General features: G+C 66.2%; 19 protein-coding genes. 13 read left to right on the top strand and 6 right to left on the bottom strand.

Going from position 1 to position 16311, the window contains the following annotated elements; genetic code table 11:
- Positions 1 to 184: 184 nt before the first annotated feature.
- The 6 genes from ACQPXH_RS19055 to ACQPXH_RS19030 all read left to right on the top strand — a co-directional run bounded on the left by ACQPXH_RS19055 (position 185) and on the right by ACQPXH_RS19030 (position 5515).
- Positions 185 to 1183: a phosphatidylinositol mannoside acyltransferase gene (locus ACQPXH_RS19055; RefSeq protein ID WP_433597891.1), complete on the top strand. Its 999-nt coding sequence runs from the start codon at positions 185 to 187 to the stop codon at positions 1181 to 1183.
- Positions 1180 to 2304 (top strand): glycosyltransferase family 4 protein, encoded by a 1125-nt coding sequence (locus ACQPXH_RS19050; RefSeq protein WP_433597890.1) that lies wholly within the window; start codon positions 1180 to 1182, stop codon positions 2302 to 2304. Before ACQPXH_RS19055 ends, ACQPXH_RS19050 begins: the two co-directional genes overlap by 4 nt.
- 28 nt (positions 2305 to 2332) lie before the next feature.
- Positions 2333 to 3376: an NUDIX hydrolase gene (locus ACQPXH_RS19045; protein WP_433603507.1), complete on the top strand. Its 1044-nt coding sequence runs from the start codon at positions 2333 to 2335 to the stop codon at positions 3374 to 3376.
- 112 nt (positions 3377 to 3488) lie between these two features.
- Positions 3489 to 3662: a hypothetical protein gene (locus tag ACQPXH_RS19040; RefSeq protein WP_157124470.1), complete on the top strand. Its 174-nt coding sequence runs from the start codon at positions 3489 to 3491 to the stop codon at positions 3660 to 3662.
- A 200-nt stretch (positions 3663 to 3862) separates the two neighbouring features.
- The gene (pdxS, locus tag ACQPXH_RS19035; protein ID WP_433597889.1) at positions 3863 to 4783 is read left to right on the top strand and encodes a pyridoxal 5'-phosphate synthase lyase subunit PdxS; all 921 of its coding nucleotides are present in this window, start codon (positions 3863 to 3865) and stop codon (positions 4781 to 4783) included.
- 237 nt (positions 4784 to 5020) lie between these two features.
- A complete protein-coding gene (locus ACQPXH_RS19030; protein WP_433597888.1) occupies positions 5021 to 5515 on the top strand; it encodes a hypothetical protein in 495 nt (164 codons plus the stop codon).
- 308 nt (positions 5516 to 5823) lie between these two features.
- Here the strand turns inward: ACQPXH_RS19030 and ACQPXH_RS19025 are convergent, their stop codons facing one another.
- Positions 5824 to 6450, bottom strand: coding sequence for a hypothetical protein (locus tag ACQPXH_RS19025; protein WP_433597887.1), 627 nt, complete (start codon positions 6448 to 6450; stop codon positions 5824 to 5826).
- Between the two features lie 110 nt (positions 6451 to 6560).
- Between ACQPXH_RS19025 and ACQPXH_RS19020 the strand changes: the two genes are divergently transcribed.
- On the top strand, positions 6561 to 7382 hold the full coding sequence (locus ACQPXH_RS19020; RefSeq protein WP_433597886.1) for an acyl-CoA thioesterase: 822 nt from the start codon (positions 6561 to 6563) through the stop codon (positions 7380 to 7382).
- 235 nt (positions 7383 to 7617) lie between these two features.
- On the opposite strand, the gene ACQPXH_RS19015 is transcribed toward ACQPXH_RS19020, so the two are convergent.
- A complete protein-coding gene (locus tag ACQPXH_RS19015; protein WP_433597885.1) occupies positions 7618 to 8031 on the bottom strand; it encodes a hypothetical protein in 414 nt (137 codons plus the stop codon).
- A 104-nt stretch (positions 8032 to 8135) separates the two neighbouring features.
- On the opposite strand from ACQPXH_RS19015, the gene pdxT reads away from it, so the two are divergent.
- Both pdxT and ACQPXH_RS19005 read left to right on the top strand, forming a co-directional pair.
- Complete coding sequence (gene pdxT, locus ACQPXH_RS19010; RefSeq protein WP_433597884.1) at positions 8136 to 8786, top strand: pyridoxal 5'-phosphate synthase glutaminase subunit PdxT; 651 nt, start codon at positions 8136 to 8138, stop codon at positions 8784 to 8786.
- 113 nt (positions 8787 to 8899) lie between these two features.
- Positions 8900 to 9655 carry a YebC/PmpR family DNA-binding transcriptional regulator gene (locus ACQPXH_RS19005; protein WP_433597883.1) on the top strand — a complete coding sequence of 252 codons (756 nt, stop codon included), beginning with the start codon at positions 8900 to 8902 and terminating at the stop codon, positions 9653 to 9655.
- An 85-nt stretch (positions 9656 to 9740) separates the two neighbouring features.
- On the opposite strand, the gene ACQPXH_RS19000 is transcribed toward ACQPXH_RS19005, so the two are convergent.
- A complete protein-coding gene (locus ACQPXH_RS19000) occupies positions 9741 to 9947 on the bottom strand; it encodes a DUF5988 family protein (RefSeq protein ID WP_040692396.1) in 207 nt (68 codons plus the stop codon).
- 284 nt (positions 9948 to 10231) lie between these two features.
- Positions 10232 to 11701 (bottom strand): alpha/beta hydrolase, encoded by a 1470-nt coding sequence (locus tag ACQPXH_RS18995; protein ID WP_433597882.1) that lies wholly within the window; start codon positions 11699 to 11701, stop codon positions 10232 to 10234.
- A gap of 177 nt (positions 11702 to 11878) precedes the next feature.
- Between ACQPXH_RS18995 and ACQPXH_RS18990 the strand changes: the two genes are divergently transcribed.
- From ACQPXH_RS18990 to ruvB, 4 genes are all read left to right on the top strand, one after another.
- The gene (locus ACQPXH_RS18990; RefSeq protein ID WP_433597881.1) at positions 11879 to 12379 is read left to right on the top strand and encodes an MmpS family transport accessory protein; all 501 of its coding nucleotides are present in this window, start codon (positions 11879 to 11881) and stop codon (positions 12377 to 12379) included.
- 95 nt (positions 12380 to 12474) lie between these two features.
- Positions 12475 to 13044, top strand: a complete 570-nt coding sequence (ruvC, locus tag ACQPXH_RS18985; RefSeq protein WP_433597880.1) for a crossover junction endodeoxyribonuclease RuvC — start codon at positions 12475 to 12477, stop codon at positions 13042 to 13044.
- Positions 13041 to 13646: a Holliday junction branch migration protein RuvA gene (gene ruvA, locus ACQPXH_RS18980; protein ID WP_433597879.1), complete on the top strand. Its 606-nt coding sequence runs from the start codon at positions 13041 to 13043 to the stop codon at positions 13644 to 13646. The genes ruvC and ruvA overlap by 4 nt, the downstream gene beginning before the upstream one ends.
- 6 nt (positions 13647 to 13652) lie before the next feature.
- The gene (gene ruvB / locus ACQPXH_RS18975; RefSeq protein WP_433597878.1) at positions 13653 to 14738 is read left to right on the top strand and encodes a Holliday junction branch migration DNA helicase RuvB; all 1086 of its coding nucleotides are present in this window, start codon (positions 13653 to 13655) and stop codon (positions 14736 to 14738) included.
- 104 nt (positions 14739 to 14842) lie between these two features.
- Here ruvB and ACQPXH_RS18970 read toward each other — a convergent pair whose 3' ends face one another.
- Positions 14843 to 15415, bottom strand: a complete 573-nt coding sequence (locus ACQPXH_RS18970) for a DivIVA domain-containing protein (protein WP_433597877.1) — start codon at positions 15413 to 15415, stop codon at positions 14843 to 14845.
- A gap of 149 nt (positions 15416 to 15564) precedes the next feature.
- On the bottom strand, positions 15565 to 16215 hold the full coding sequence (locus ACQPXH_RS18965; protein WP_245721073.1) for a TetR/AcrR family transcriptional regulator: 651 nt from the start codon (positions 16213 to 16215) through the stop codon (positions 15565 to 15567).
- Positions 16216 to 16311 lie beyond the last annotated feature (96 nt).

Here is a 16311-nt window from a genome sequence, read left to right as displayed (position 1 = left end):
GGAGCCGAGCGTCAGCGAGGCGCGGTCGTGAGCGAGCGTCAGCGAGTGAACCATCAGCGCAGTGCGCCTTCGCGCACGACGGAGCCGAGCGCCAGCGAGGCGCGGTCGTGAGCGAGCGAAGCGAGGGAACCACGTCCCAGCGTGCGGAACGCACGACGGAGCCGAGCGCCGGCGAGGCGCAGTCGTGAGTTCCCAGTCCGAAACCGTCGGCTCGCGGATCAAGTCCGGACTGACGGATTGGGCCTATGCGGCGGGTTGGCGGGTTGTGCGCGCGCTGCCCGAATCGACGGCGCGGCGGGCCTTCGATTGGGGCGGTAACCAGGTCGCGGACAAGGCGAATCGCGCCTTCCGTGCCGGTGGGGAACCGAATCAGTTGCGGCGCAATCTCGCTCGCGTGCTCGGTGTGACTCCGGCCGAGGTCCCCGACCAACTGATCCGCGCGAGCATGCGCTCCTACGCCCGCTACTGGCGCGAAGCTTTCCGACTGCCGACGATGGATCACTCGGCGCTGACCGGTTCGCTCGTGGAGGGCGTGGAGAATCTGGACGCCGCCCTGGCGCGGGGACGCGGTGTGGTGCTTGCGCTGCCGCATTCCGGGAACTGGGATGCGGCCGGGGTCTGGTTGGTCGGCCACAGCGGCACGTTGGCGACCGTGGCCGAACGGTTGAAGCCGGAATCGCTCTTCGAGCGGTTCGTCGCCTACCGGGAGAGCCTGGGTTTCGAGGTATTCCCGCTGACCGGTGGTGAGCAGCCGCCGTTCACCGCGCTGGCCGCCCGCCTGCGCGCGAACAATGTCGTATGCCTGATGGGCGAGCGGGACCTGACCGGTAAAGGTGTCCCGGTGACCATGTACGGCGAGCGCACCTGGCTGCCCGCTGGCGCGGCGAAGCTGGCCATCGAGACCGGTGCGGCTCTTATTCCGGTGCACGTCTGGTTCACCGTAGATGCCGATGGTCGCGAGGGTTGGGGGATGAAGACCGAAGCGCCGCTGGATGTTTCGAACTGTGTCGCGGCGGTCACCCAGGCGCTGGCCGACCGGTTCGCGGCCAATATCGCCGAGCATCCCGCCGATTGGCATATGTTGCAGCCACAATGGGAGCAGGACCTTTCGGCGGAGCGGCGAGCCAGGATCGCCGCGGCGCAGGCCGGGTCGGACAGCGCCAATGGGGAGAAGACACCATGAAAATCGGCATGGTCTGCCCCTATTCGTTCGATGTCCCCGGTGGTGTGCAGGCCCATGTCGTGGAATTGGCGCGGGTATTCATCGAACGCGGCCACAAGGTGAGCGTGCTCGCGCCCGCATCGGAGGACACGCCGCTGCCGGATTTCGTGGTTTCGGCTGGTCGCGCGGTGGCGATTCCGTACAATGGTTCGGTCGCCCGATTGTCCTTCGGACCCATGGCATATACCAGGATTCGGCGCTGGATCGACGGCAACGACTTCGATGTGCTGCACATCCACGAACCGAATGCGCCGAGCCTGTCCATGCTCGCGCTGAAGATCGCCGAGGGACCGATCGTGGCCACCTTCCACACCTCGACCACGAAATCGTTGGTGCTGAGCACCTTTCAGGGTGTGCTGCGGCCCTATCACGAGAAGATCAGCGGCCGGATCGCGGTCTCCGAATTGGCGCGGCGCTGGCAGGTGGAGGCACTCGGTTCGGACGCGGTCGAGATCCCCAACGGCGTCGCCGTGCCAGCCTTCGCGCGGGCCCCGATGCTGCCCGGATATCCGCGCGCGGGCGGCACGGTGCTGTTCCTCGGTCGCTACGACGAACCGCGCAAGGGGATGGAAGTCCTGCTCGGTGCGCTGCCCGAACTGGTGCGCAGACATCCCGATGTCGAGATCCTCATCGTCGGTCGCGGTGACGAGGAGCGGCTGCGCCGCGAGGCCGGGCCGCTCGCCCGGCATCTGCGTTTCCTCGGTCAGGTGTCGGACGAGGAGAAGGCCTCGGCGATGCGCAGCGCGGATGTGTACGTCGCGCCGAATCTCGGTGGGGAGAGCTTCGGCATCATCCTGATCGAGGCGATGGCGGCTGGAACCGCCGTGGTGGCAAGCGAATTGGACGCATTCCGTCGGGTATTGCGCGATGGCACGGCGGGAATGCTCGTCCCGGTGGGTGATTCGGTTCGACTCGCCGCGGCGCTGGACACCCTGCTCACCGACGATGTGCGCCGCGAAGCCCTGATCCACATCGCCGATCAGGTGGTCGGCGAATACGACTGGCCGGTGGTCGCCGAACAGATCCTGCGGGTCTACGAAACCGTCACGGTGGGGGATACGCGCGTGCGGGCCGCCGGATGATCGATGGCACCATGAGGGCTGCTGGATGATTACGTTCTCCGCCACAACGGTTCTCGTACTCGCGCTCATCGCCGCGGTGGTCGTCGCGATCGCTCTGTGGGCGGCTTCGACGGCAAACCGGCTCGACCGATTGCATGTGCGGTCGGATCAGTCCTGGCAGGCCCTCGACGGTGCGCTGGCACGACGGGCGGTGGTGGCCAGGTCGGTCGCTGTGGCCATCGCGGGCCCGACTGCCGATTCCGCGCTGGTCGAGCAGGCCAAACGGCTCACCATGCTCGCCGATCGGGCCGAACGGGCGGGTCGCGCCGACCGTGAAACCATCGAAAATCAGCTCTCCGCAGCGCTTTCCGTGATCGATATCGCCCAGTTGCGCCCGCAGCAGGTCGCCGAACTCGCCGATGCCGAGGCCCGAGTGCTGATCGCGCGTCGCTTCCACAACGACGCGGTGCGCGACACCCTCGCCCTGCGTACCCGCCGCCCGGTCCGCATCCTGCACCTGGGCGGTACCGCGCCGCTGCCGACATATTTCGAGATCAGCGAGCGCGCCACCCCGGCCGCCTCGACCGGCCTGGTCGTCGATACGGTCCGCACTTCGGCGCGCGTGGTGCTGCTCGACGAACAGGATCGCGTGCTGCTCATGCGCGGCAATGACCCCAAGACCCCTGACGTCTCCTTCTGGTTCACCATCGGCGGCGGCGTGGAACCTGGGGAGACCCTGCGCAGCGCGGCGGTGCGGGAACTCTGGGAGGAGACGGGGCACACCGCGGATCCGACTGCCCTGCGTGGTCCCATCTGGCGGCGGGTCGCGGTATTCCCCTTCGACGGTGAACTCATCCGGGCCGAGGAGCTGTTCTTCGCCCTGCGCGTCCCGGCCTTCGACCCCGAGCCGGGCAATCTCACAGCGGTCGAGCGCCGCAGCATCACCGACAACAAGTGGTGCACCGGGGCGGACATCGTCGCCCTGGACCACACCGGCGAGGCTGTTTACCCCTACCACCTGGACCAACTGCTTCCCGAAGCTGCCAAAGCGGCGTCGGGTGACGCCGATCCCGAGGTGCGGTCTATCCGGTGATCGGTGGATCGCCTCGAGCGTGAACAGCGTGCGCGCCTGGATCTTTCGGCTGTGATGTGTTTCACGATCGTGATAGCGTCGCGACTGGATTGCTGCCGCCTGGGTAGTGCTGGTGGGGGAGCGCTACCGGGAGTTCTGGTGGTACTTCCACTGCAGTGAGATGGTCCGTTGGCGTGTGGAAGGTAAGCAGTACATGTCCTACCTGTTGTTCGATTTCCTATTGCCGTTGTTGGGTTCCGATGCCGCAGGGTATTGGGCCCAGTTGCTGGTAGTCGGCCCGCTGTAATTCCTGTCGGGTGTTCGTCGGGACGGCGCGAGACTTGCGTCGGCCCCGACGGATCCGTCTCGCGACCGGTCCAGTGGTTTACGCCCGGACCCGGACCCGCTGGTCGGGGCAAGGCCAGTGGTGGCCAACTGGCTATCAAGTGGCCTGATCGGCCCGCCTAGAATCGGTGGCGTTAGTTCCAAGCGACCCGATTGGCGCACATGACTCAGGAGTTTGCCGTGACCACGCCCGAGACCACCAACACCATCGGCACCGCCCGCGTGAAGCGCGGGATGGCCGAGATGCTCAAGGGCGGGGTGATCATGGATGTCGTCACCCCCGAGCAGGCCAAGATCGCCGAGGACGCCGGCGCGGTCGCGGTGATGGCCCTGGAGCGTGTTCCGGCCGATATCCGAGCACAGGGCGGCGTCTCCCGGATGAGCGATCCGGACATGATCGACGGCATCATCTCCGCCGTCTCGATTCCGGTAATGGCCAAGGCGCGTATCGGCCACTTCGTGGAGGCGCAGATCCTGCAGAGCCTCGGCGTCGACTACATCGATGAATCCGAGGTGCTGACCCCCGCCGACTACGCCAACCACATCGACAAGTGGAACTTCACCGTGCCGTTCGTGTGCGGTGCCACCAACCTGGGCGAGGCGCTGCGCCGGATCACCGAGGGGGCGGCCATGATTCGCTCCAAGGGTGAGGCGGGCACCGGTGACGTCTCCAACGCCACCACCCACATGCGCAAGATTCGCGGCGAGATTCGCAAGCTGTCGTCGCTGCCCGAGGACGAGCTGTTCGTCGCCGCCAAGGAATTGCAGGCGCCGTACGAGCTGGTGCGCGAGGTCGCGCAGACCGGCAAGCTGCCGGTCGTGCTGTTCACCGCGGGCGGTATCGCCACCCCCGCCGACGCAGCGATGATGATGCAGCTCGGCGCCGAGGGAGTCTTCGTCGGTTCGGGCATCTTCAAATCCGGCAATCCGGCCGAGCGCGCCGCCGCCATCGTCAAGGCGACTACGTTCTACGACGACCCGGATGTGCTCGCCAAGGTTTCGCGCGGTCTGGGCGAGGCCATGGTCGGCATCAATGTCGAGGAGCTGCCGGTCGATCACCGGCTGGCCGAGCGCGGTTGGTGATTCGGCACTACCGCTGAATCGAATCGACGCCCGTGGCACGGGATTGCTTGATCCACTGCCGCGGGCGTTGCTCGTCCTGGGTGCGCGGGAGAAGCTGTCGCGGCCCTCACAGTCGTCTTATGTCTGCCACAGAGTTGGTGGCTAGCTTCGGAATTCGGTGCACGTCGGCGGCCGCGCGGGCAGTTGGCGCGGCACCGTCGGGGTCACGGACCTGTCCGAACGGCAAAGGATGATCAGTTGAAGCTTCGTAATACCGGACGTGTCGCGATCGCGGGTCTGGCCGCCGTGGCCGCCCTCAGCCTGTCGGCATGTGGCAGCGATGACTCGAAGACCGCGACCACACCGACCAAGACCTCGACCAGCGTCACGAAGTCGAATGCGAGCCTGCCGCCGACCCCGAGTGTCGCCGACCTCAACGCCCAGTTGCTCCGCGCGCTGGACCCGTCGGTGCCGAGTTCGGAGAAGCTGGACCTGGTGCAAGGCGCGCAGGCCGATCAGGAACTGCCGAACCGTCTCGCGCAGGCATACCAGCAAGCGGGCGCCAAATCCGAGGTCACCGAGGTGAGTGCCTTCGGCGACGCACTCAACGCCAAGGCGAAGTTCACCATCAACAGTCAAGAGAACATCGTCGATGTGCCCTTCGTCGCTGAGGACGGCAAGTGGAAGGTCGAAAAGAGTTGGGCCTGCACCATGTTGACCAATCTCGGTCAGCAGTCAACGGCCTGCGGCTAGTCCTTGATCCCGGCCGCGGTGGGTTCGGCCGGGGGAGTGGGTGATTCGGGGCGGCGAGCATTGTGCTCGTCGCCCCGCTGCGTCTCATATCGCGGATATCCGCACTTCCTTCCTGGGGAGTCGCGTTCGTTGTGTACCGCCGTACGGATCACGAGAAGTTGCGGTGTCCAACGGAGCACTCATTACGCATTATGATACGCTGATATGCGCATTTAACTATGAATTGTCGCTTTGCGCTCGAGTGCGGAACTGTCTGTGTCTCAATAAATTGCAAAGGATGGGCAGCCGGTGTCTCGGACGGGGTACGGCTACCGTCGAGCGGTGTCGTCGATGCGGAGCGCCGGACGATCGGGGTGATCCCAGCGGATGAAAAGGGCTGGGTTGCTGGGGTTGTCGCGGTCGTGACGGAGCAGGGCCGGGATGGTCCACTGGTCGTCGGGTGGCGTGCGGCGGTGCAGGGCCCGTTCGGACATGTCGAGGTGGACGGTCAGATCGAAGTCGAGACCGCGGCCCAATAGCATGGGACCCGCCACGAGCAGGACCGTGTCGGGTGCGGCGGCGCGGATGGGGGATCGCGCCGAGCGGTCGCGGTCCTCGTCCCAGAGCGCGGGGAGCCAGCGGGCGTCGTGGCGTAGTGCGCGGATGACTTCACGGTCGAGTGCGGCGAAGTCGAACCATGCGGTGCGATAAGACATTTCGTCGGTGCGTCCGAATTCCAAGCGAAGCGATGCCGGGCGGATGTAGTCGTGCAGAGAGACGACCTCGGCGGCGCGTCCGGTGTCACGCAGTGCGGTGGCGACGCGGTCGGCGATCGCAACGGGCTCGGCCGCGTCGGCTCCGTCTACGGCGGTCAGCATCCGCCCGTCGAACTCGAGGATGCGGTTGGTGATGAGTTCGACGAGACCGTCCCGGGTGATCGGATCGAAATGCGGCACCGATCCATTCCATCAAACCGTGCCGCGGAACCCTGTTCTGGGCGGCGGACGTGGCCGTTGCTCAGAGGTCACCGAGAAGTCGCGGTGGCGTTCGGGATAATCTCGCCCTCATGGCGACAATCGAAGAGGCGCTGGAGATCGAGCGGCTCGAGCAGAACATCTTCCGTGGCGCGTCCACCAAGACCCAGCTCGTGCGCACATTCGGCGGACAGGTTGCCGGCCAGGCGCTGGTATCGGCGGTACGGACGGTGGAGCCGCGGTTCCAGGTGCATTCGCTGCACGGGTACTTCCTGCGGCCGGGCAACCCGGAAGAGCGGACCGTGTATCTCGTGGAGCGCATCCGTGACGGCCGATCCTTCTGCACCCGCAGGGTCACCGGTGTGCAGGACGGCGCCGCGATATTCACGATGTCGGCGTCGTTCCACGTCGGTGACTCGGGTCCGGAACATCAGGACGAGATACCGCCGGTGCAGGGTCCGGATGAGCTGCCGGACGCCAGCACCACGATGAGCCCCGAGCGCCTGTGGGCCATGCGCGAATGGGAGCACTGGGATATTCGCACCGTGCCGCAGGATGTAGTAGCCCGCCGCGACGGCGTCGTCTCCCCACAGCAGGTGTGGTTCCGCTACCGGCATCCGCTGCCCGACGACCCGGTCGTGCACGTCTGCACCCTCGCCTACATGAGCGATATCACCCTGCTCGGTTCTGCGAAGGTCACCCACCCCGATGAGCCGACACAGAACGCCTCGCTCGATCACGCCATGTGGTTCCTGCGCCCGTTCCGTGCCGACGAGTGGCTGCTCTACGACCAGTCCTCCCCGTCTGCGGGTTTCGGTCGGGCACTGACCGGCGGCAAGATTTTCAACCTTGCGGGCGAGTTGGTTGCGGCGGTCGTGCAAGAAGGCTTGATTCGCACCCTACGCGAGGAGTGAGCGCCCAAACGCTGACCGTATGACTGGACGCGCAGGTGGCACACCACCGTGTCGGTCATCCGATGTAGCTCGCGCTCGAGTTCGTCGCTGCGGTGACTTGGCAGTACCCGGTCCCAGCCGGTCGGCGGATCGATATCGGCGATGACGACGACGACCTTGCGTCGTCCGGCGAAGTTCTCGCGGACATAGCGTGCGACGGGCCCGCCGACGGTGGCGTCGCTGTCCTCCAGCAGAATCAGCCTGACCTCGGGATGCCATGCCTCCCCGGCTTGGTGAACGCCTGGACCGATTCACCCGGCAGGCAAACATGCACCGCGACAACGTCTTTACCGATCGACATGGTGGCCGAGAGCGCTTCGCGGCCGAGTTCGGAGACCTCGGAGATCGGCACCACGATCGCCGTGCCGGTGGCTTGTGGCTGGTCCGGAATCACGCCATTGCCGCGGCGGCCGCCGATTCTGGTGTAGGCGCCGCGAATCCGCTCCATACCGAGTACCAGGGCGGGCAGTACCAGCATGATCACCCACGCACCGTCGGTGAATTTCATCGCTGTGGTGACGATGGCGGCGACGCCGGTGAGCAGTGCGCCGAAGCCGTTGAGCGCGAGCCGCCAGCGCCCGGGCGCCTTGCGTGGTAACACCGTAATCACATCTGTGAGTGTCGACCGCATTCGAGCGAATGAACCCGGTCTCGAGGCAACGTTGACGGCCACCGTGAGCAGGGCCACAGCTCGGCGCCTCGTAAGCTCATGGCGTGAACGCATCGGTCGCCTCGCCCGCAACGGGCGCGCAGCGCAGTCCCGACCGGCCCACCATCGGTGTGCTGGCCCTGCAGGGTGACGTGCGCGAACATGTCGCGGCACTCGCGGAATGCGGTGCGCGACCGGTGCTGGTGCGCCGCGCGTCCGAACTCGCCGCGGTGGATGCGCTGGTGCTGCCCGGCGGTGAATCGACCACCATCAGCAAGCTGCTGGAGGTCTTCGAACTCCTCGATCCGGTGCGCGCGCGGCTGCGGGAAGGTATGCCCGCCTTCGGTTCCTGCGCCGGAATGATCCTGCTCGCGTCTGAGGTGCTCGACACTCGCCCCGACGCCGAGCATCTGTCCGGTATCGATATGACGGTGCGGCGCAATGCTTTCGGCCGTCAGGTCGATTCGTTCGAGACCGATCTGGACTTCGCGGGCCTGACCGACGGTCCGGTGCGCGCGGTGTTCATCCGGGCGCCGTGGGTGGAGCGGGTCGGCGCGGGGGTCGAGGTGCTGGCCACGGTTCCCAGTGGCCCGGCCGCCGGGCGCATTGTCGCGGTGCGGCAGGGCAAGGTGGTCGCGACGTCGTTCCATCCCGAGGTCACCGGCGATTTGCGGGTGCATCGGATGTTCGTCGATCTGGTTCGGGCCGCCGAGTAGTCGCCCACAGGAACTGGCCGTCACCGGACGAGTAGGCTGAGAGAGTTGTCTACCCGGCCGGTGCGGGTACCGTGCGCACGATCAGACGTGCTGTCGACTGGAGGAAGTAGGGAATGAGCGGCCACTCCAAATGGGCCACCACCAAGCACAAGAAGGCGGGGATCGACGCGAAGCGCGGCAAGCTCTTCGCCAAGTTGATCAAGAACATCGAGGTGGCGGCCCGCACTGGTGGCAGTGACCCGACGGGCAATCCGACGTTGTACGACGCCATCCAGAAGGCGAAGAAGTCGTCGGTTCCGAATGACAACATCGAGCGTGCCCGCAAGCGCGGCGGCGGTGAAGAGGCCGGCGGCGCCGACTGGCAGACCATCATGTACGAGGGTTACGGCCCCAATGGTGTCGCGGTGCTGATCGAATGCCTCACCGACAACCGCAACCGCGCCGCGGGCGAGGTCCGCGTTGCGATGACCCGCAACGGCGGCAATATGGCCGATCCGGGTTCGGTTTCCTACCTGTTCCACCGCAAGGGCATCGTGACCCTGGAGAAGAACGGGCTGTCCGAGGACGATGTACTGCTCGCCGTGCTCGACGCAGGCGCTGAGGAAGTCAACGACCTCGGTGATTCCTTCGAGGTCATCAGCGAACCGTCGGATCTGATCCCGGTACGCAAGGCGCTGCAGGACGCCGGAATCGATTACGACTCCGCCGAATCCGGCTTCCAGCCGTCGGTGTCGGTCGGCGTCGACGTCGACGGCGCGCGCAAGGTGTTCAAGTTGGTCGACGCGCTCGAGGACAGCGACGACGTACAGAACGTTTACACGAACGTGGACATCTCCGACGAGGTCGGCTCCCAGTTGGAACAGGACTGACACGGCTCGTCATCGACGAGCGCCTCGGGGCGGTTCGCAAATATGCGGGACCGCCCCGAGTGCGTTTCGAGCCAGGCGTGACCGGTTATTCCGCGATTCGTGTCCGATCGGACCATTCGTAGACCCGCAGCCGCCCCTCGGGCGTATCGGCCTCCCGATTGGTGACCTTGAAGTGCTCGTATCCGCCGCGGTATTCGACTTTGAGTTCGACGCCGGGCGGTGTGATCGGAACGATGCGAGCGGGCAAGTCTTTGGGCCCACCTTCTAGGACAGCCTTCACAACATTGCTCATCCTTCGGATGGTAGGTCTCGGATGTGATGCATGCCATAAACGCGGCCGAAGGGCGCAGGTTGTCCTGGGGGAATTTCGATGCCGCACCCGAGGGAGTTCGACCGGACCAGGATTTCGCCGGGGCCGGGTGTCGGGACGGGCGGTTCGCTTCGATCAGGACCTCGGGGCCGCCGATCAGGTCTTGGCTAATCGCGCGCATGGTGGTGTCGTTCAGCCTGCCGTCGGCGGCGACGCGGGAAGTCCTGGGCTGAGCGCGGCTCGATTCATCTACCGCGCAATCGGTTTCAGGTCGCGTCGGGTACGGGGAGACCGACGCGGGCAACGATCCAGGGAAACGACGAGGTGAACGCGGCCGAGGCGAATTGCCAGGTGTGGCCGCCCTGGGTGGTGTGAATGGTGCAATCGATGCCGACCTCGTGGCCTGCGTCGCACAGCTTTTCGGCGGCGCCGACCTCACCGGTGTCGAAGACTCCGTCATGACCCCCCATACCCACGTTGTCGTCGTCGGCGGCTGCGGATTGTTGACGTGCACCACGGGATCCCGGACCGGATTTGGGCGGGGTGAGATCGTCGAACAGACCCGCCATACCCGTATACGGACCGTGCGCGGCCATAACGGTGAGCGGATCGAACGCGGCCCAGCGGTCGGCGTCGCCGCCGAAAAGCCGTCGGATCGTTTGTTCCTTATTGCCCGAGGCCGGGCCGAGATCGCCCGCGATATCGACGAAGGTGTGCACCAATTCCGGGTGCATGACCGTCAGATCGACCGCACAGGTGCCGCCCATGGACCAGCCGACTACCGCCCAGTTCGCCGGATCCGCCGAAGCGCCGAAGCGAGATTCCAGATAGCTGGGCACATCTCGGGTCAGATGGTCGGCGGCATCGCCGCGCGGACCGTTCACGCACTCGGTGTCATTGTTGAAACTGCCGCTGGAATCGACGAAGACGAGGATCGGGGCGCGGCCGCCGTTGGCGGCGGTGAACTTGTCCACCTCGGGCATGATCTGACCGCTGCGGATCCAATCGGCGGGCGTATTGAATTCGCCGCCGATCATCATGACGACCGGCAGTGTCGGCGGCGTCGGACCGGCGAACCAGGCCGGTGGCAAGTACACGTATTCGGTTCGATGCGGAAATCCGCTGCCCGCGTCCGGAATCTGCACCGGCACGATCTTGCCGGTGCTGACATCGGTATTGCGCAGTCCGGGCAGCGCATCGATATCGGTCTGATTCGGCAGCGGACCCGCGGTGAGCGCACTCCACGCGGACTGCACGGTGGGGTAGTAGCCCACCCACTGATCGAGCACGATGCCGGTGCTCAACACTGCCAGCGGTATGGCGAGCACCGAGACACCACGCCGCCACCACCTGGCACTGCGCCAACCGAGCGCGGCGACCGCGATCGCGGCGACCGCGACGCCGACACAGGCCCACAACTCGACCGGTGCCGGGTCCGAGGCCAGCCCCTGATCGTTCACATACGCCCACGCGCCCACCGCGCCCGCCGCACCGAGGACCACGCAGACCGGCAGCAGCACCAGCCGCCAGCGCCGGGTCCGCCAGCCGATCGCCAGGATCAACGCGGCCACCGCGACCAGTTCGACGGTCACCGGCAACCAGCCGTGCAGCAGCGATATGCCGTGATGAAAGCCGTTCTGATAGTTCGGATTCAGATTCGCCGAAGGCAGCCGCGGTGGTGGCGGCGGTGTCACGGGGGTCGCGGGTGCGGCGAGCGGGGCACGGACTACGGGCACCTACGGCATTGTCGAGACCGTTCCTCGAGAAAGTCTGTGAATTCGCTCCGATGAACCTGGGCGACCCTGAAACGCCGGTCGATCGCATGTCGATAACCGCACAGGTGAATCCGGGCTCCGAACCTCTTGTCCGGTAAAGTCCAGTAGCTGGTCGTGCAGGATTCAGGAGGGGTGCACATGACTTATCAACCACCGCCGCAGTACCCGGGTTATCCGGGGCAGGGCTATCCAGGGCAGGGGTATCCGGGCTACCCGGGATATCCGCCGCAGCCGCCCAAGGGCAAGCCGGTGTGGCCGTGGGTACTCGGCGGCGTCTTCCTGGCGATCGTGCTCACCGTCGGCGGCTGCGTCGCGGTATTCGGATCCATCGCCTATCGGCTCGACAAGGAATCGAAGAAGGAAACCTCGATCACCTACGAGGTCTCGGGCTCGGGCACCGCTGATATCTCCTACAACACTGGCGATTTCGATACCACCAATGCCAATGATGCACCGCTGCCGTGGACCAAGGCCGTGACCGTGACCGGATATGTCCGCACGGGCCGGGTGTCGGCGACCGTCAGCGGATCCAGCGGCGGCACGGTGACCTGCCGCATCCTGCAGGACGGCAAGGTGGTCGTCGAGGATTCGGACTCCGGTACCTACGCGTATGTGAGCTGCTACCACTCCTTCGACTAGCCGAATCCCGGACGGGCGCCGTGTCGTTGGTGAAGGGCGCCCGCGCCGTCCACTAGACTCTCGAACAGTTGTTCGTGCCTTCGAGAGGGGATCGTGTGCGGGTGATGGGCGTCGACCCGGGACTCACCCGGTGCGGCCTCAGCATCGTCGAGGGCGGGCTGGGGCGGAAGGTCACGGCGCTCGATGTCGACGTGGTGCGCACCCCCGCGGATATGGACCTGGCACACCGGCTGATGGGCGTCGCCGACGTCGCCGAACACTGGATGGATACGCACAAGCCCGACGCGGTCGCGATCGAGCGGGTTTTCGCGCAGCACAATGTGCGCACCGCGATGGGCACCGCCCAGGCGGGCGGCGTGATCGCACTGGCCGCCGCGCGCCGGGGGATACCCGTGGCCTTCCATACCCCGAGTGAGGTGAAGGCCGCCGTCACCGGCAACGGCACGGCGGACAAGGCGCAGGTGACCGCGATGGTGACGCGTATTCTCGGCCTCCGGGTCGCGCCGAAACCGGCAGATGCGGCCGATGCGCTGGCCCTGGCGATCTGTCATTGTTGGCGGGCGCCGCTGATGGCGCGGATGGCCGAGGCCGAGGCGCGCGCCGCCGAGGCACAACGGCGGTATACACAGCGGCTTGCCGAACAACGGAAGGTGGTGCGCGGGTGATCGCGTCGGTACGCGGTGAGGTGCTCGAGATAGCGCTCGATCATGTGGTGATCGAGGCGGCGGGCGTGGGCTACCGGCTCAATGTCACCCCGGTGACGCTGTCCACCCTGACCCGCGGCGAGGAATCCCGGCTTTTCACGGCGATGATCGTGCGCGAGGATTCGATGACGCTGTTCGGATTCGCCGATACCGAATCCCGTGACCTGTTCGGCCTTTTGCAGACCGTCTCCGGAGTCGGACCCCGGCTGGCCATGGCGGTGCTCGCGGTGCTCGAGCCCGAGTCGCTGCGCAAGGCGCTGGCGGAGAGCAATGTCGCGGCGCTGACCCGGGTGCCCGGCATCGGTAAGCGCGGGGCGGAGCGAATGGTTGTCGAGTTGCGCGACAAGGTGAATCTTGTTCCGGTGCAGGCGGGTCCGCCCGGCAGTACGCCGACGCCGGTGCTCACACCGGTGCGCGAGCAGGTTGTCGAGGCGCTGGTCGGACTCGGATTCCCGGTCAAACAGGCCGAACCCGCGGTCGATGCGGTACTCGCCGAAGATCCCACCGCCGATACGTCGAAGGCGCTGCGGGCGGCGCTCGGCTCGCTGGGGAAGAATCGGTAAGTCGTCATGGATCACGATCCCGAACCGGACGCCGAATCCCAGGTCAGCGCAAGCTATCTCAAGTCCGATGGTGATATCGAGGCCAGTTTGCGCCCGAATTCCCTGGACGATTTCATCGGCCAGTCGCGCGTCCGTGAACAGCTCGCGCTGGTGCTGCGCGGCGCGAAACAGCGCGGCGGCACCCCGGACCACGTGCTGCTGTCCGGTCCGCCCGGACTCGGCAAGACCAGCATGGCGATGATCATCGCCGCCGAACTCGGTACGGCACTGCGCATTACCTCCGGTCCGGCGCTGGAACGCGCGGGCGATCTCGCCGCGATGCTGAGCAATCTGGTCGAGGGCGATGTGCTGTTCATCGATGAGATCCACCGGATCGCCCGGGCCGCCGAGGAGATGCTCTACCTCGCCATGGAGGATTTCCGCGTCGACGTGGTCGTCGGGAAAGGTCCTGGGGCAACATCGATTCCGCTGGATATCGCACCGTTCACCCTGGTCGGCGCGACCACCCGCTCCGGCGCGCTGACCGGCCCGCTGCGCGACCGTTTCGGCTTCACCGGCCATATGGACTTCTACGATCCCGAAGAACTCCTGCGCATTCTGCAGCGCTCGGCCCATATTCTCGGTGTCACCATCGACCGCGATGCCGCCGCCGAGATCGCGGGCCGCTCCCGCGGCACCCCCCGCATCGCAAACCGTCTGCTGCGCCGCGTCCGCGACTATGCCGAGGTTCGCGCCGACGGAGTGATCACACGTCCCATCGCGCAGGCCGCCCTCGAGGTTTACGACGTGGATGTCCTCGGCCTCGACCGCCTCGACCGCGCCGTTCTCGGCGCGCTGGTCCGCAGCTTCGGCGGTGGGCCCGTTGGTGTTTCGACCCTCGCGGTCGCCGTGGGAGAGGAGGCCGCGACCGTCGAAGAGGTCTGCGAGCCGTTCCTCGTCCGGGCCGGCATGGTGGCCCGCACCCCGCGCGGCCGCGTCGCCACCGCCGCCGCCTGGGAACATCTCGGCCTCGTGCCACCGCCCGATCTCGTCTTCGGCTCCATCGAAGTCCGCGGTCGCGAACCCCACCCCACCCTCGACCTCTTCGACTGACCCGCGGGCACTCGCTCGAGATCGGGTGGAACTGGCGACCGTGGCTACTCGCTTGGTCGGTGCCGCCATGGAGTCCACCTGATCTCGCGTCGTGCGCTGTGGAGCTAGCGGTGGTTGTTTTCGAGGGCGGTGACGACGAGATCGAGGAAGGCGTCGACCTCGTCGCGGGCGTAGCCGCGGGTGCCCAGGCGGGCCTCGGTGAAGCGGACGGCACGGACGTCGGTGACAGTCAGGCTGCCGGGGCCGCCGTGGGCGAGGGTGGCGGCGACGAGGTCCATGAAGGCGTCTACTTCTTCGGTGCCGTAGCCACGGCGGCCGACCGCGGCCGGGGTGAACTGCATGCGGTGCACATCGTCAGGGGTGAGCAGTGCGGCGGGGCCGGAACCATTGCTTCCGGCGGGGACCGGACGGGAACCGCGCTGCCGGAATTCCAGTTCGATGCGGACCCGGTCCAGGAATTCGTCGACCTGATCGGCCTGATAGCCGCGGCCACCCAAGCGGGGGGCGTCGAAGGCGACGTGCCGGATATCGTCAGCGGTCAGCACACCTTGACCGGCCAGTGTCGCCGAGACCAGTTCCAGGAACGCGTCGACCTCATCGGCGTGGTAGCCGCGGTGCCCCAATGGTGGCATGGCGAAGTGGATTCGGCTCACGTCGTCGGGGGTCACCCGCGACATTGTTCCAGGGGCGCTGCCCTGCTCGCGTCGAATGCGGTTTTTTCGAACCAGGCGGTCTCTGCCGAACACGTGTTGCCCCTGTTGGCCGGTCGATCCGGGTCCACCCTAGCCGGAATCGGCTCACCTAGCCGCTGGAGATTTGCCGGGTTTCAGTCCTTGCGCACGCCGTCGATCAGCAGCCGCCGGATCGCCTCGTTCAACTCCTGCACCGCGGCCTCGTCCGGATTGCGCAGCCCGTGCACGATGCCTGCGAGCAGCATGCCGGTCACCGCTTTCGCGGTGTACTTGGTGTCGAGATCCGCACGCAGATAACCGAGTTCGACACCGTGCGACAGGTAGCCCGCGGTGAGCGCGTCGGCCATATCGAGCAGACCGTAGAGCCGGGCGGTGAGTTCGTCATCGATGCCGGTGGCATGGAACAGCAGCAGTTGGGCCACGCGGCGGTCGTCCACGAGGATCCGGGTGAGCGCGGCGCCGATGCGGTCGATCTGGGCGCGATATTCGTCAAGGGAGGTGGCGGCGTCGGGTGCGTTGTCGGTGCCGAGCGCCTCGATGATCCGGGCGGCCAGATCGTCGATGACCACGTCGATGATCTCGCGCTTGTTGCTGAAGTACCGGTAGAAGGTGCCGTGGCCGATGCCCAATTCATTGGCGATATCGGCGATACCGGTGGCGTGATAGCCCTTCTCGGCGAAGCAGACGAAGGCGGTGTCGATGATCTCCTGCCGCAGTTCGGCCTTGCGTCGCTGGATCGCATTTCCGGCCGCTGGGCGGGGCGCACGCGTGGATGGCTTCGTCACCTGTCCGATGATACGGTGTTCACAAACGGAATGATGTGTCATTCCGTGAGGAATGGTTCCTACATTCCCGATGGAATGTTCAAGCAGGAGGTTCGA

Source organism: Nocardia sp. CA-135953 (genome assembly GCF_050955735.1).
Lineage (GTDB): Bacteria > Actinomycetota > Actinomycetes > Mycobacteriales > Mycobacteriaceae > Nocardia.
This window is presented reverse-complemented; position numbering and strand designations above follow the sequence as displayed.

Bases quoted from the DNA above. Each gene is read 5' to 3' on its own strand.
- ruvB (WP_433597878.1), top strand. From the start codon at position 13,653: ATGGATCACGATCCCGAACCGGACGCCGAATCCCAGGTCAGCGCAAGC.
- ACQPXH_RS19005 (WP_433597883.1), top strand. From the start codon at position 8,900: ATGAGCGGCCACTCCAAATGGGCCACCACCAAGCACAAGAAGGCGGGG.
- ACQPXH_RS18990 (WP_433597881.1), top strand. From the start codon at position 11,879: ATGACTTATCAACCACCGCCGCAGTACCCGGGTTATCCGGGGCAGGGC.
- pdxS (WP_433597889.1), top strand. From the start codon at position 3,863: ATGACTCAGGAGTTTGCCGTGACCACGCCCGAGACCACCAACACCATC.
- ACQPXH_RS19050 (WP_433597890.1), top strand. From the start codon at position 1,180: ATGAAAATCGGCATGGTCTGCCCCTATTCGTTCGATGTCCCCGGTGGT.
- ACQPXH_RS18970 (WP_433597877.1), bottom strand. From the start codon at position 15,415: ATGTCGCGGGTGACCCCCGACGACGTGAGCCGAATCCACTTCGCCATG.
- ACQPXH_RS19020 (WP_433597886.1), top strand. From the start codon at position 6,561: ATGGCGACAATCGAAGAGGCGCTGGAGATCGAGCGGCTCGAGCAGAAC.
- ACQPXH_RS19000 (WP_040692396.1), bottom strand. From the start codon at position 9,947: ATGAGCAATGTTGTGAAGGCTGTCCTAGAAGGTGGGCCCAAAGACTTG.